Source organism: Aeromicrobium sp. S22, assembly GCF_009661045.1.
Taxonomy (GTDB): domain Bacteria; phylum Actinomycetota; class Actinomycetes; order Propionibacteriales; family Nocardioidaceae; genus Aeromicrobium; species Aeromicrobium yanjiei.
The window spans coordinates 287,724-303,176 of record NZ_WJWV01000003.1; the positions used below are offsets into that span (position 1 = coordinate 287,724).

General features: G+C 72.1%; 8 protein-coding genes. 4 read left to right on the top strand and 4 right to left on the bottom strand.

Going from position 1 to position 15,453, the window contains the following annotated elements:
* Positions 1 to 37: 37 nt before the first annotated feature.
* Positions 38 to 2,503, top strand: a complete 2,466-nt coding sequence (locus GEV27_RS14380) for a glycosyltransferase family A protein (protein WP_153934898.1) — start codon at positions 38 to 40, stop codon at positions 2,501 to 2,503.
* Positions 2,504 to 2,533: 30 nt separating this feature from the next.
* Complete coding sequence (locus tag GEV27_RS14385) at positions 2,534 to 5,035, top strand: glycosyltransferase family A protein (protein WP_153934899.1); 2,502 nt, start codon at positions 2,534 to 2,536, stop codon at positions 5,033 to 5,035.
* A gap of 6 nt (positions 5,036 to 5,041) precedes the next feature.
* Here GEV27_RS14385 and GEV27_RS14390 read toward each other — a convergent pair whose 3' ends face one another.
* Positions 5,042 to 6,301, bottom strand: coding sequence for a nucleotide sugar dehydrogenase (locus GEV27_RS14390; RefSeq protein ID WP_228765273.1), 1,260 nt, complete (start codon positions 6,299 to 6,301; stop codon positions 5,042 to 5,044).
* Positions 6,302 to 6,433: 132 nt separating this feature from the next.
* Between GEV27_RS14390 and GEV27_RS14395 the strand changes: the two genes are divergently transcribed.
* Positions 6,434 to 8,536, top strand: a complete 2,103-nt coding sequence (locus GEV27_RS14395; RefSeq protein WP_194944220.1) for an acyltransferase family protein — start codon at positions 6,434 to 6,436, stop codon at positions 8,534 to 8,536.
* A 115-nt stretch (positions 8,537 to 8,651) separates the two neighbouring features.
* Positions 8,652 to 10,772, top strand: coding sequence for an acyltransferase family protein (locus GEV27_RS14400; protein WP_194944221.1), 2,121 nt, complete (start codon positions 8,652 to 8,654; stop codon positions 10,770 to 10,772).
* A gap of 115 nt (positions 10,773 to 10,887) precedes the next feature.
* On the opposite strand, the gene GEV27_RS14405 is transcribed toward GEV27_RS14400, so the two are convergent.
* Genes GEV27_RS14405 through GEV27_RS14415 form a run of 3 tightly spaced genes read right to left on the bottom strand, consistent with a single transcriptional unit; the run spans position 10,888 to position 15,382 of the window.
* Complete coding sequence (locus GEV27_RS14405) at positions 10,888 to 12,573, bottom strand: CDP-glycerol glycerophosphotransferase family protein (protein ID WP_153934901.1); 1,686 nt, start codon at positions 12,571 to 12,573, stop codon at positions 10,888 to 10,890.
* Positions 12,570 to 12,902, bottom strand: a complete 333-nt coding sequence (locus GEV27_RS14410) for a hypothetical protein (protein WP_153651574.1) — start codon at positions 12,900 to 12,902, stop codon at positions 12,570 to 12,572. The genes GEV27_RS14405 and GEV27_RS14410 overlap by 4 nt, the downstream gene beginning before the upstream one ends.
* Positions 12,899 to 15,382, bottom strand: coding sequence for a glycosyltransferase family A protein (locus tag GEV27_RS14415; protein ID WP_153934902.1), 2,484 nt, complete (start codon positions 15,380 to 15,382; stop codon positions 12,899 to 12,901). Before GEV27_RS14415 ends, GEV27_RS14410 begins: the two co-directional genes overlap by 4 nt.
* Positions 15,383 to 15,453 lie beyond the last annotated feature (71 nt).

The following is a 15,453-nucleotide window of genomic DNA, read 5'->3' on the forward strand; positions in this document are numbered from 1 at the left end:
TCTTCGATCGACGACGACCCAACCGATCGGGAGAGCCGTGAGCGACCACCTCGACGTCCTGCGCGAGCAGATGCGCTACATCGACGTCGACCCGTACTCGGTCGCGTCGACCGCGATCCGGTTCGGCTTCCCGGGGGCGCTCGACCTGCTGTCGCTGATGGCGACCGACGGGCGCGAGGACTACGCGTCGCTGACCGCGACCGCGGAGCGGTTCGCGGCGTCGGGCGCCCTGCGTGCCCCCGACGAGCTGCGCGAGCGGTACGCCGCACGCCCCGTCGGCGCGCTCGCGCAGGCGCTGGTCGGACGCGCGTACCGCGACCCCGACTACGCGTCCTCCGCACGGATGCACCGGCTGGCCCACGCCCTCGGACCCGTCGACGACCAGCCCACGGGCTTCCCGCGGCTGCTGCTGCAGACCCAGCTCGCAGCGGGTCAGCACGCCTACCTCGACGCCCTGCTGGCCGACGACCCCACGCTCGCGGACGACCACCTGGCCTGGGTGATCCGCACCGACCGGCTCGGCCCCGCCGTGACCGGCTCGGCGTTCGACGCCCGCCGGTGGAGCGAGTCGTTCACCGAGATCTTCGCTCCGCACGGGGTGACGCCCGTGCGCCTCGGCGACTCGGACCGTCCCGTGTTCGATCGTCTCGAGACGGCTGCCGTCCCGCCGTCCGTCGACCCGGGCGACGGGCCGCTGGTCACGGTCGTGATGTCCGTCTACGCCCCCGACGAGAGCCTCGAGACCGCGGTGCGCTCGATCCTGGCGCAGACCTGGACCGCGTTCGAGCTGCTGGTCGTCGACGACTGCTCCCCGGCGGAGTTCACCGCCCGCATCGACGCGGTGGCCGACTGGGACCCCCGCGTCCGGGTCCTGCGCATGGCCGAGAACGGCGGGACGTACCCGATCCGCAACCGGGCCCTTGCCGAGGCCCGCGGCGAGCTCATGACGTTCCAGGACTCCGATGACTGGTCCCATCCCGAGCGGCTGGCCCGCCAGGTGGCGGTGCTGGTCGACCGTCCCGAGGTCGTGGCCACGCTGAGCTCGTGGGTGCGCCTCACGCCCGATCTCGTGCTCAACCGGGTCGGCTACGACGCGACCCGTGTGAACGCCTCGTCCATGATGTTCCGCATCGCGCCGGTGCGTGAGCGGCTCGGCGGCTTCGACCCCGTGCGCAAGGACGCGGACTCGGAGTTCCGCAACCGGCTCGAGACGGTCTTCGGCGAAGAGGCCGTCGTCCCGCTGCCCGACATGTGCGCGGTCGCCCAGCTGACTGCCGACTCGCTGTCCCGCGACGACTTCTCCTTCGGCTGGCGGGCGGCGACCCGTGACGCGTACGGGGTCGACGCGGGCCACTGGCACCACCGCATCGCCGCGGGCCGGGTCTCGCCGTTCCTCGACCCGCAGGGGCCGCGCCGGTTCCCCGCGCCGGCCTCGTTCCTGACCCGCACTCCGGCGCCCGTGACGTGCGACGTGGCGTACGTCAGCGACTGGCGCACCCGCATCCACCGCTACGACGCGGCACCACGTCGCGTGCGCGCGCTGACCGAGGCCGGGCTCGACGTCCACCTCGGCCAGGCGATGAGCCTGCGCCATGCCTTCCGCATCCGGCGCAACACGTTGCCCGACGTCCTGGACATGCGCGCGTCCGGTGAGGTCGGCTGGCTGGTCTGGACCGAGCCCGTCCACGCCGCGGTCACCTTCGTCGACTCCCCGGAGCTGCTGATGTTCCCGCGCAGCACCGAGGGGGTGCGGCTGACCACGGGGCGGCTCGTCGTGGCGGCCGGCACGCCGACGCGGGTGCCCCAGCGGGACTGGACGCTGTACGACCCGGCCACGGTCGAGCGGGCGGGCCGCGAGCTGTTCGGCGTGGACGTCGAGTGGCTGCCGGCACACGACGGCGTCGCGGCCGATCTGCGCAGCCATGGTGCGACGGCGACGATCCTGCCGCCGCGCAGCATCGGCGTGGTCGACCCGGGGGCGCGGCGGGGCAGTGGGGCCCGCCCGCGGCCGGTCGTCGCGACCGCGCAGCTCGAGCGGATGAGCAAGAACCGCCTGAAGGGCACGCAGATCGTGCAGTGCCTGCCCCCCGACGCGGGCTACGACGTGCGGATCCTCGACGATGACGACGTCGTGCCCGGCCTGTTCCGCAAGAATCCCGTCCCCGAGACCTGGACCCTCGTCCATGGCGTCCCCCTCGCGGACTTCCTGTCCGAGGTCGACTTCTACGTCGGCTACGCACCTGACGCGTGGGGCACGGCTCCGACGTGGCCCATGCTGCAGGCACTCGCGGCGGGCGCGGTCCTGGTCGTCGACCCCCGGCACCGCCCGGCGCTCGGTGACGCCGCGGTCTACGCCGACCCGGCCGGCGTCCGCGGCGTCGTGGACGCGCTGGCCGCCGACGCGACGGCGTACGCGGCGCAGCGGGCGAGGGGCGACGCCTTCGTCCGCTCCGAGCTGGACCCCGCCCGGTTCGCCGCGTTCGTGGCCGGTCTGCGCGGCTGACTGGACGGCGCGAGTGACTAGGCTGCACGAGTGATCGGACGAGCGAAGACCACCGAAGCCCTGCCCGACCGGCTGGAGGTCCTGCGGAGGCAGGCTCGCTACATCGGGGTCGGCCCCTACGCGGTCGCGGCGATCGCTCTGCGGTTCGGCTTCGCCGACGCGCTGGACCTCGTCTCGCTGATGGCCACCGACGGGCGGCTGGACCACGCAGGCGTCGCGAAGGCCTGCGACGACTTCATCGCGACCGGGCAGCTGCACGCCGACGACGAGCTGCGGGCCGCGTTCAGCGCCCGCGGCATCGGTGCGGTGGCCCGGGTCCTGGTGGGTCGGCAGTACCGCGATCCCGACTTCGGCTCGGCCGCGCGGATGCACCGCTTCGCCCATGCGCTGGGGCCGATCGCCGACCAGCCGTTCCACTTCCCGGGGCTGCTGGTGCAGACCAACCTCGCGGCGGGCCAGCACGACTACGTGGCCACGATCCTCGCCGAGGACCCCGACATCGCCGACGAGCAGACGCACTGGGTCGTCCGCACCGACCGCCTCTCGCCGCGTGCCACCGGCGAGGCGTTCGATGCCGAGGCGTGGTGCGCATCGTTCAACGAGGTGTTCGCCCCGGAGTCGCTGGCCCCGGTCCGCATCGGGGCGGGACCCGGCCCGCTGTTCGACCGGCTCGAGGTCGCCGACCGCTCGGCCCTGCCGGCCGTGGACTCCTCGGCGGGCCCGCTGGTCACGGTGATCATGTCGGTCTACGCACCCGACCACAGCCTCGACACCGCGGTCCGCTCGATCCTGGACCAGACGTGGTCCCGCCTCGAGCTGCTCGTCGTCGACGACTGCTCCCCGGCCGAGCACACCGCCCGGATCGACGCGCTGGCCGAGCTGGACCCACGGATCCGGGTGCTGCGCATGCCCGAGAACGGCGGCACCTACCAGATCCGCAACGCCGCGCTCCGGCACGCCCGCGGGGAGCTGGTCACGTTCCAGGACTCCGACGACTGGTCCCACCCCGAGCGACTGGCCCGGCAGGTCGCGGTCCTGCAGCAGCGCCCCGAGGTCGTGGCGTCCCTGACCACCGCGGTCCGCATGCCCTCCGACCTGACGCTCAACCTGGTCGGTTACGCCCCGACCCGCGTCAACGTCTCGTCGCTCATGTTCCGCCGCACCGAGGTGCTCGAGCGTCTTGGCGGCTTCGACCCCGTGCGCAAGGGCGCGGACACCGAGTTCTGGCGCCGCCTCGAGATCGTCTTCGGCGAGGACGCCGTCGTGGCCCTGCCCGACGTCGCCGCCGTCACGCAGCTGACGACCGACTCGCTGTCCCGCGACGACTACGCATTCGGCTGGCGTGCGGCCACCCGGCTCGCGTACACGACCGGCTACCGCCACTGGCACCAGCAGATCGCGGCCGGCGCCTCCCCGTTCCGCGATCCCGATCCGGCCTCGCCGCGTCCGTTCGCGGCACCTCGGGCATTCCTCGGCCGACAGGTCGAGCCGGTGACCTGCGACGTCGCGTACATCAGCGACTGGCGGGTCGGCGTGCACCGCTACGACGGGGCCGTCCCGCGGGTGCGGTCCCTGATCGAGGCCGGGCTCGACGTGCAGCTCGGCGAGTCGATCGCCCTGCGCCATGCGTTCCGCAATCCCCGTCAGCCGCTGCCCGAGGTGCTCGAGATGCGCGCTGCCGGCGACGTCGGCTGGCTGCTGTGGACCGAGCCGGTGGACGCCGCGGTGACCGTCGTGGACTCGCCCGAGCTGTTGATGTTCCCACGTGACGCGGCCGGCGTCCGGGTGACGACCCGCCGCCTCGTGGTGCTGGCCGGCTGCGGACCCCGGCTGGACAACGGCGGCGAGCTGTACGACGCGCGGACGGTCGAGCGCCGCGGGCGTGAGCTGCTCGGGGTCGACGTCGAGTGGTGGCCGGCGGACGCTGAGGTCGCGCAGGCGTTGCGGGCGGCCGGCGCCAACGGGACGATCCTGTCGCCGCGACCGTTCGGCGTCGCCAGCGCGGCCGACCGGCTCGAGCCCGGGATGCACTCGCCACCCACCTTGGGCATGGCGTACATCGAGCGCGAGGCGAGGGACCGGCTCAAGGGCATGCGGATCGCCGCGGCCCTGCCGCCCGGCGGCCCCTACGACGTCCGCGTCCTCGACGAGGACGGCGTCGTGCCGCGGCTGTTCGTCAAGAATCCCGTGCCGGACAACTGGACCGCGGTCAAGGGCGTGTCCGTCGCGGAGTTCCTGCGCGACATCGACGTCTTCGTCGGCCACACGCCCGAGGCCTGGGGCGCCGTGGCGCTGCAGCCGATGCTCGAGGCCCTCGCCGTCGGGGCGGTGCTGGTCGTCGACGAGCGGCACCGTCGTGCGTTCGGGGACGCTGCGCTCTACGGTGCGCCCGAGGACGTCATCGGGCTCGTGGAGCCCATGGTCGCCGATCCGGCGCGCTGGCAGGCCCAGCGTGAGCGCGGGCTGCAGTTCGCCCGCGCGGTGCTCGACCCGGCCGACTTCGCGGCGTACGTCGCGAGCCTTCGCCCCTGAGGAGGGTTACAGGCGCTCGACGCCCGGCGCGTCGGTCGCACCCTTGGTGTCGAACAGGACCCGGGCCGTCGCGGCGATGTGCGCGAGGTCGTAGTCGCGGTGGTTCTGCAGCAGCACCGTCACGTCGGCCGTGCGCAGCGCCTCGTCGAGATCGTCCGCGCGGGTGACCGCGACCCCGCCGGGGGTCCAGGACTCGACGTGGGGATCGTGGAAGAGCAGGTTCGCGGCCTTGTCGCGCAGCAGGCCGGCGAGCGGGGTCGCGGGCGACTCGCGCTGATCGGCGATGTTGGGCTTGTAGGTCACGCCGAGCAGCAGGATCGTCGAGCCGTTGAGCGCCCGGCCGGCGTCGTTGAGCAGGTCCGCGACGCGGTCCACGACGTACGCGGGCATCTGCAGGTTGATCGACTGGGCGAGCTCGACGAACTGGAACGGCCGTCCGAGCGTCGAGCGGACCTTGAACGACAGGTAGTTGGGGTCGATCGGGATGCAGTGGCCGCCGACGCCGGGCCCCGGGTAGAAGGCCTGGAAGCCGAAGGGCTTGGTCGCCGCGTTGCGGATGACCTCCCACAGGTCGATGTCCATCTCGTGGCAGAACTGCGCCATCTCGTTGACCAAGGCGATGTTGATGTGCCGGTACGTGTTCTCCAGCAGCTTGGTCATCTCGGCCTCGCGCGTGCCCTTGGACGGCACGACGGTGTCGATGAACCGGCTGTAGAACGCGGTGGCGACCTTGGTGGACTCCGGGGTGTGGCCGCCGACGACCTTGGGGGTGTTGGCGATCCCGTACGTGGGGTTGCCCGGATCGACCCGCTCGGGGCTGAACGCGAGGTGGAAGTCCACGCCTGCGACGAGCCCGCCCTCCTCGAGGATCGGGCGGACGACCTCGTCCGTCGTGCCGGGGTACGTCGTGGACTCCAGGACCACGAGGTGCCCGGGGCGCAGCTGGCGCGCGATCGTCGTGGTCGCCGAGACGACCGCGCCGAGATCGGGCTCGCCGTCGATCGACAGGGGCGTCGGGACGCAGATGACGATCGCGTCGGCGTCCGCGAGGACGGACTCCTCGGTCGAGGCGGTGAACCCCAGCGAGAGCATCTCGGCGATGTCGGCGTCCGACAGGTCGTCGATGTGGCTGCGCCCGTGGTTGAGCGTCTGGACCATCGCGGCGTTGACGTCGAAGCCGGTGACCGTGAGGCCCGATCGTGCGGCCTGCTGCGCGAGGGGGAGACCGACGTAGCCGAGTCCGATGATGGCCATGTCGACGGACAAGGCGTGCTCCTTCAGTGGTGGAACTGCTGCGTGCGGAAGGTTACCCCACCTCCGCTAGTCTGACCGGGGCCCGGGCGCCCGGGACAGGTCGACAACCAGGCGCGAAAGACGGAGCCCCAGACGATGGCAGCTGTGACCGGGCGGCATCGCGCCGAGCGGCCCACCCGACGACCTGACCACGGGCGCACCCTGCGGCTGGACATCGAGGGCATGCGGGCGATCGCCGTCGTCGCGGTGCTGCTGTTCCACGCGGGACTGCCGTGGGCGGCCGGCGGCTTCGTCGGGGTCGACGTGTTCTTCGTGCTGTCGGGCTTCTTGATCACCGGTCTGCTCGCCCGGGAGATCTCGCGCAGCGGACGGATCCGCATCGGCACCTTCTGGGCCCGCAGGGTCAAGCGGCTCCTGCCCGCAGGCGCTGTGGTGCTCGTGTTCTCGGCCGTCGTGGCGTACGTCTACCTGCCGATCACGCAGCGCGACGAGTTCGGCGGTGACATCGTCGCGGCCGCGCTGTACGTCGTGAACTGGCGGCTCGCGGAGCGTTCGGTGGACTACCTCGCCGAGGACGTCGGGGCGTCGCCCGTGCAGCACTACTGGTCGCTGTCGGTCGAGGAGCAGTTCTACGTCCTGTGGCCGCTGCTGATGCTCGCGGTCGCGGTGCTGGCCGCCCGCCGTTGGAGGGGCGTGGCGTTCGGCGTGCTGGGGCTCGTGACGGCCGCTTCCTTCGCGTGGTCCGTGGTCCAGTCCCACAGCCACCCGGGGACCGCATTCTTCGTCTCGACCACGCGCGTCTGGGAGCTCGGTGTCGGCGCACTGCTGGCCCTGGCGACCACACGGGTCGCGGCGCTTCCCGCGGCCGTGCGAGCCGTGGGGGGCTGGGTGGGCCTGGCCCTCATCGCGTACGCGGTGCTCGTCTTCGACGCCGGGACGACCTGGCCCGGCGCCAACGCCCTGGTGCCGACGGTCGGGGCCGCCCTCATGATCGCGTCGGGCCTCGCCCCCACGCCGGGATCGCCCCAACGGATGCTGAGCCTCGCGCCGATGGTGTGGATCGGCGGTCTGTCCTACTCGATCTATCTGTGGCACTGGCCGGTGCTCGTGGCCGCGCAGGCCCACGACCCCGATCTCGCGCAGGGCTGGGTCGTCGCCCTCGTGCTGGCGTCGATCGCGCCGGCGTGGCTGTGCCACCGCCTGATCGAGAACCCGGTCCGCTTCGGGGCGGCGTTCCGGTCCACGGGCCGGGCGCTCGGGTTAGGCGCGGCGCTCACCGCGGCGGGCGTCGCGGCGGGCCTCGTGCTCGCGACGAGCAGCGGCTCGACCGACCTCACCGAGGCGACGCTCCCGGACAGCCCGGGCGCAGCGATCCTGGAGACCGTGCAGGGACAGGTCACGCAGTGGAGCGATCTGCAGACGGCCGATCCCATCCGCCCGCTGCCGGGGGACGCCGAGCGGGACATGCCCCCGCCGGACGAGCAGCGCTCGTGCCAGACCCGGTTCGGCGATGCGACGGCGCGCACGTGCGTGTTCGGGGACCCGGACGGGGACCGGACGGTGGTGATCACGGGCGACTCCAAGATGCAGGTGTGGCTGACCGCGCTCGACGACATCGCGGCGGACGAGGGCTGGCGACTCGTGCAGCTCACCAAGTCCGGCTGCGCGTTCGCCGACCACACGCGCGGCACGGACATCGACCGTGACTGTCTCGCCTGGGGCAGGGCGGCGCTCCGCACGATCCTCGACCTCGAGCCCGACCTGGTGATCACCTCGCAGCGGCACGGCACGGCGTACGAGCCGGGCACCAAGAGACTCACGCAGGCAGCGATGGTCGACGGACTGTCGACGTACTGGAGCGCGATCACCGCGCGGGACATCCCGCTCGTCACGATCCTGGACAACCCCAGCCCGGACCGGGAGGTGCACGAGTGCGTCGCGCAGCACCCGTTCGCACTCGACCAGTGCGCCTTCGACAAGGAGCGCGGCATCGCGGTGTCGGCGGCGGCTGCGCAGCGGGCCGCGGCCGACCGCGTCGGGGGGGTGGGCATCGTGGACCTGACCGACGTGATCTGCCCCGATGCCGGCCGGTGCGCACCGGTCATCGGCAACGTGCTGGCGTACCGGCAGGGGACCCACCTCACCCGGTCGTACGTCGACTCGATGCGTCCGCAGCTGGCGGCGGCGCTGGCCCGGGCGACGGACGGTGCCCTGGGGGCCGGCGACGGGCGCCCCCGCTCGGGGTGACGGTGGTCACCGGCGCCGCGCGCGGTCCCCGGTCGGCTTTCGCAGATCCGATAACCTGTCCGAGGCCCACGGCCCGTCCTGACCGATCGACCCCGCCCAGATGGGATCCGCGCGCATGACCACCGCACAGCACTTCTCAGGCGGCAGCAGCGCGACCCTGACGAAGCCCGACCACGGCCGCACCATCCGCCTCGACATCGAGGGCATGCGCACGATCGCGGTCGGCTCGGTCCTCATCGCCCACGCCGGCGTGCCGTTCATGGCCGGCGGCTTCGTGGGCGTCGACGTGTTCTTCGTGCTGTCCGGATTCCTCATCACGGGCCTGCTCGCGCGGGAGGTGTCCCGCACGGGCCGCGTCAGCCTCAGCACGTTCTGGGCCCGCCGCATGAAGCGGCTCCTGCCCGCGAGCGCGACCGTGCTCGTGTTCTCGGCCCTCGTGACGTACTTCTTCCTGCCGATCACGCAGCGCAAGGACTTCGGCGGCGACATCATCTCCGCGGCCGCGTACGTCGTGAACTGGCGCCTCGCGGACCGTGGCGTCGACTACCTGGCCGAGGACATCGGTCAGTCCCCGGTCCAGCACTACTGGTCGCTGGCGGTCGAGGAGCAGTTCTACGTCGTCTGGCCGATCCTCATGCTCGTGATCGGCCTGGTCGCGGCCAAGCGCTGGAAGCGCGGGGCGTTCGTGGTCCTCGGCCTCGCGACGGTCGCCTCGTTCGCGTACTCGGTGCAGCAGACGGCCGACAGCCCCGCGACCGCGTACTTCGTCACGACGACGCGCATCTGGGAGCTCGGGATCGGTGCGCTGCTGGCGCTCGCCGCGAACCAGGTCGACCGGCTCCCGTCCGTGCTGCGCGCGATCGGCGGCTGGGTCGGCATCGCCCTGATCGCGTACGCGGTCTTCGTCTTCGACGAGTCGACGACGTGGCCGGGCGCCAACGCCCTCGTGCCGACGGTCGGCGCCGCGCTCATGATCGCGAGCGGCCTGTCGCCGACGCCGGGGTCGCCGCAGCGGCTGCTGAGCATCAAGCCGATGGTCTGGATCGGCGGCCTGTCGTACTCGATCTACCTGTGGCACTGGCCGATCCTGGTCGCGGCGCAGGCCGAGCGTCCGGACATGCGGCTGCGCTACCTCGTGCTGCTGATGGTCTTGTCGATCGTGCCGGCGTACCTCAGCAACCGGTTCATCGAGAACCCGGTCCGCTTCGGCTCGTTCTTCAAGCCCAACGGCCGGGCGATCGGCATGGGGCTCGCGCTCACTGCGGTCGGCGTGGGCGTCGGCCTCGCCCTCAACGCGTCGGTCAGCCTCGGTTCGAACGTCCGGGAGGCGAGCACGTCCGGCAGCCCGGGTGCCGCCGCCCTGCTCGACCCCGCCAACAAGGATGTCGTGTGGAGCGACATCAAGTCGGTCGACACCATGCGACCCCTGGCGACGGGAGCGGTCGACGACCGGCCGCCGTTCTACGACGACGACTCGGGGTGTCAGGTCCGTGGGGGCGACCCGAAGCCCAAGCTGTGCGAGTGGGGCGACACGTCCTCGGACCGCACGGTCGTCATCATCGGCGACTCCAAGATGGCGCAGTGGCAGACCGCGCTCGAGGAGATCGCGAAGGACGAGGGCTGGAAGCTCATCCAGATCACGAAGTCGGCCTGCCCCTTCACCGACGCCAGCATCGATCGCAGCAACAAGGTCGACTGCCGCCAGTGGGGCCGCACCGCCCTGCAGGACATCCTCGAGCTCAAGCCCGACCTGGTCATCGCGTCCCACCGCATGCAGGACGCGCTGCCCGAGGGCAAGACCGACGACAAGGACGCCACGGTCGACGCGATGGCCGACGGCATGGCCCGCTACTGGAAGACCCTCACCGACGCGGGCATCCCCGTCGTCGCGCTGCTCGACAACCCCGCGCCGACCAACCAGCCGGTGTACGAGTGCGTCGCGCAGAACCCCGAGGACCTCACGGCCTGCGCCTTCGACCGCGAGCGGGGTGAGTCCGGCTCCGGTGCGCCGGCGGCCCTGCGCGCGGCCAAGCAGGTCCCGGGCGTCAAGATCCTGGACATGTCCGACACGATCTGCCCCGACGGCGGCCGCTGCTCGGCCGTGATCGGCAACGTCCTGGTCTACCGCCAGGGCACCCACCTGACCAAGACCTTCGTCGACAGCACCAAGAAGCAGCTCGCCGACGCCCTCCACACCGCCTCCGACGGAGCCTTCGGCCGCAAGCTCCCGGATTGACGGTTTCCCACGGGACCGTGGTGTTTGGTCACTTACCTCGTGTTGAGACGCGAGGGGAGTGACCAATTCCCACGGGACCGTGGGAAACCGGCAACGCGGGGCCGCGCCCGCGGGGTCAGGTGATGGCGCGGGTACGGACGAGGTGCTCGATGGCCTCGACGGCGCGGCGGGAGTTGTCGCGGTCGTGGAACGTGAAGGCGTCCTGGGCGCGCCGGTCGTACTCGGGCTCGCGGACGCAGTCCGCCACGAGATAGCGCTCGACCGCGTCGATCGTGGCGTCCAGGTCGTACGTCACGGGCCCGAAGCCGTCCCGCTCGTGGTCGAACCAGGACGGCTCGGCGTGCCCCGCGGAGAACTCCTCGCGGTCGAAGTGCGTGTAGACCATCGGGGTGCCGAGATAGGCCAGGTCGAAGTGCACCGACGAGTAGTCGGTCAGGAACAGGTCGCAGCGCCGCATGACCTCCTGGATGTCGGAGGCACCCCCGTCGAGGATCGTGACCCGGTCACCGCCGACCGTCGGGTCCGCGTACTGCGCGCGCAGGTTGTAGTGGGGCATGAACTCGAGCCGGTGGTCGTGCTGCTCCAGCAGGGCGTGCAGCCGCTCGCTGGTCAGGAAGCCGTCGACGAAGCGCTGGTAGGTCGAGCCCTCGAACGGGATCTCCCCGCTCGACCCGTCACTGAACAGGTCGGGCGCGAGATAGCGGCGCCACGTCGGCATGAACAGGATCGTCCGGCTGCGCGGCGTGGGCACGAGCGCGTCGAACCGGGGCAGCCCGGTCTCCGCGATCTGCTGGTCGTAGCCGGACGTCGCGCGCACCGCCTCGGTCTCGGCGTGGCTCGCGGTCAGGAACAGGTCGTAGCCGCCCGTGCGCCGCCGCACGTCCTTGGTCTTGTCGTTGACGCCGTGCTTGAGATAGACCCGGTACGCGCCGATCCGCCAGTTGAGCTGGCGCATGTAGTGCTGCTTCTTCCACCGGCTGGGGAGCATGTGCTTGACCGAGTACGCATTCGCGAGCACCGTCGCGTGCACCATCAGGACGCGGTGCCGCCACGACGAGTGCTTCACGACCCGGCCGAGCGCCGACAGCTCCTCGAAGCGGTCGCTCGACGGGTCGAGCACGTAGTACGCCCGGATGTCAGGGCGCTCGCGGCGCAGGTACGTGAACAGGTGGAAGCCGTTGTCGCGAGCGGTGTCGGCGCGTTCACCGACGAGCCAGATCTCGCGGCCCACGAAGAACGGCCGGGTCAGCGCACGCAGCGGCTGGACGAAGGCGTACGGACGGCGCCGCACGATGTCCTTGAGCGCGCGGACCGCCCGGGCCGCGGTCCACCGCACGCCGGCGAGCGGGGCGGGGTACGCCTGTGCGACCACCTCGGCGCGCTCGGACGGCGAGGGGTACAGCTGGAGCCGGCGACCCGAGGAGACGATCGGGCGGGACGTCGCGAGCGCGCCGGGGGCGGCGTGGACGACGACCCGCGACGGCTCGCCGCCCGGCGTCGTCAGCTCGATCTCGAGGCCGGTCGTGCCGACCGGGATCTGCTCGATCGGCACGTCAGCGACGAACCCGGTCCAGCGGTGGGCCCCGTCCTCGTAGCGCAGCCGCGGCTCCGCGACGGCCTGCACGACCTCAGCCCCGTCTGGATCGCTCCAGTGCAGCGTGAGCGTCTGGTCGGCGGGCGGCTCGGCGCCGTCCGTGCCGGGACGCCGGCAGGTGCCGGTCAGGCGCAGCGTGCGGCCGCCGTCGACGACGTCGAGCCCGTGCAGGCTCGCCGCGATGATGCGGACGGGCTCGGCGGTCACTTCGTGCGGGCGTCGAGCTCGGCGATCGCGTCCAGGATCGACTGCCGGGCCCGGGAGAGATCGGCCAGGGTGCGGGCGGACGACTGGTCGACCGCGGTACGCACCTCGGTCGTCACGCCGGGCTGCTGCGCCGGCGCGGTGACGAGATAGCCGGCGATGGCGCCCTGCAGCAGCAGGATCGCGAACAGCACGAGGTCGTACTCGTCGGCCAGCAGCCCGACGACCCCGACGACCAGCAGGATCGCGGTCGCGAGGGCCAGTGCCTTGGTGCGTTCGGCGACGAGGCGTCGCGCGTACGACTTCGCGGTGCCCTGCCAGGTGCTGCTCATCGGGATCCCCCTGTGGTGGTCAACGTGCGGATCGCCGCGACGTACGCCGCGGCGGACAGCTCAGTCTGGCAGAACGCCAGTGAGCGCCCCTGCTGCTCGGCGAGCAGCGCGGGGTCGGTGGTGAGCTTGTCGAGGAGCTGCTCGAGCGGACCGTCGTCGAGATAGAGCGCGGCCTCGCCGAGGACGCCGCGCAGGGCCGGGTCGGCGATCACGACGCAGCCGCGTGCCATGGCCTCGACCGCGGGTCGCAGCAGTGCAGAGCCGGCCACGGCGGGCGCGGGCACGACCACGACGTCGCACTGGTCGTAGAACTCGCTCGCGGCGATGATGTCGGTCGAGAAGGCCAGGACGCCGGGCACTGCCGGTGCAGGACGGGTGGGGTCCTGGAGCACGCGCACGTCGTGGTGCGCGACCGGCGGGAGCAGGCGGGCCAGCTCGGCCGGGGACGCCTGCTCGACGGGGTACGCCGAGGGGTCCGCGATGCCCAGGACCAGACGCTCGCCGATCCGCCGGCGCGGGAAGCGGGCGACCGTGGCGATCTCCATCAGCCGCGGAGGGTGGACCGTGCCGGTGACCCCGCTGGCCCAGATCGCGCGACCGATCTCCTCGGTCGCCGGGATCCACTCGGCCGGCCGGTTGAACATGCGGCGCACCGCCGCCTCGATGTGGGGCGGTTCCCACGAGACGCGCGGCGCAGTGCCCTCGGTGGGCATCCGGTCCGCGATGACGACGACCCGCTGCGGGGTCATCGCGACGGCATCGGTCGATCGTGGCAGCGCGAGGAGCTCGACGTCCCTGATCAGCAGCACGGTGGGGGACACCGGGGCGCCGAGGGTCATCCACGAGGTCACGTCGTGCGCCATGAGGTCGAGCAGGTCGGCCCGCGGGTAGTGCCGCTTCTGGGACGCGAACCGCAAGGCGTCGGTCCGTGCGAGCCCGACGCGCAGCCCGTCGGCGTGCAGGGCGGCGATCTCGCCGGCCACGCCCGAGCCGGACTGCGGCCCGGGGCGCGGATCGGTCAGCATCACGACGTCGGGGCTCGTGTCGGGGTACGTCGTGCCCTCGAGCTCGGGCGGGGCCGGGAACGGCCGGCGCCCCTCGGCGTCCGGCGAGCGCGGCTCGATCCCCTCGGTGCGGATGCGGTGGTGCCAGTGGCGGAACGCCGAGTGGTAGGACACCCGCGCGGGCCGGTGCCAGCTCGGACGGAAGTCCTCGCGCGACAGCGACCCGTCGGTGAGCTGGTAGAGCGAGAGCGGCTCCTTGAGCGTCGTGACCGCCTGCTGCCCGAAGACGGCCGCGATTCGCTCGATGTACTCGGTGTCGGCGGCCTTGCGCATCTGGTCGAACGGGCCGAGCCGGCCGAGGACCGCCTCACGCTTGAACAGCAGCGAGGGTGCGTTGTGCGCGAACGGCAACGAGCCGACCCGGGTCATGTAGAGGTCGGTGTGCAGCCGGATCGACTTCGACAGCGTCGCGACGAGGCGCTTGTCACGGGCGAACGCGGCCATCTGGCGCTCGAGGCGCTGCGGGTGCGACCAGTCGTCGCCGTCCTGGATGCCCGCGAGCTCTCCGCGGGCCAGCGACAGCCCGAGGTTGCGGGCCCGGTACGCCCCGCCGTTCTGCGGCATCCGGTGGTACGAGACGCGGTCGCTGAGCGCCCGCACCTCCTCGAAGATGTCCTCGTGCCCCTCCGGGCTGTGGTCGTCGACGACGATGACCTCGACATTGCCCCAGGTCTGGTCGAGCACCGAGCGGGCCGCGGTGAGCAGGCTGCGGGTGGGCGCGTAGACCGGCATCACGATGCTGATGAGGGGTCCGTCGACGGATCCGGCGGCGGCATTCGTGCGCACGGTGTCGAACGGGGTCCCGGTCGCCTCGAACGTCATCGGGGCCAGCCCTCGGTCGATGAAGGGGGCGTTGAACGCCTGCTGCCAGGTCTCGAGGGACGCCGGCTCGACGCCGCGGAAGGGGTTGATGATGTCGGTGTTGGCGGCCCAGTGGTACCAGGACCGGGCGTCGTTGGTGACGACGTCGGGATTCGCGTGCGAGGTGTGCTGTCGGACGTAGTCGACCCGTCCGACCGCGAGGTGCACCTGGACGTCCTGGCGGTCGTACTCGTACGGGACGCCGTCCCGGTCGGCGATCTTGCGGGCGAGCGCGAACAGGTCGGCGGCCGCGGTGAAGTCGCCGTGGGAGCCGAAGGCGAGCCCCAGCTCGAGGTACGCGAAGGCGTACGTGCCCGGGGCGTGCAGCGGGGTCAGGGCCCGGTCGACGACCGGACGCCCGTGGGTGAGGTCGGCCGCGATGCCGATGATCTGGTCAGCGGTGTAGGTGCCGCGCGAGGCCATGCGCGCCAGCAGCTCGATCGAGTCGGCGTACTCGTAGCGCAGCAGGGTCGCGGCGAGCCGCGCGGCCGAGACGACGCCGGAGTCCGCGAGGTCGACGAGGTGCGGAGGGAGGCCGGGTGTCTGGGGGCTCACCGGTGGGGGTGCTCGCTTCCGGGTCGACTGCAGGGCACGGGACAAGGCGGTCGTGCCTCGTCAGAATACCG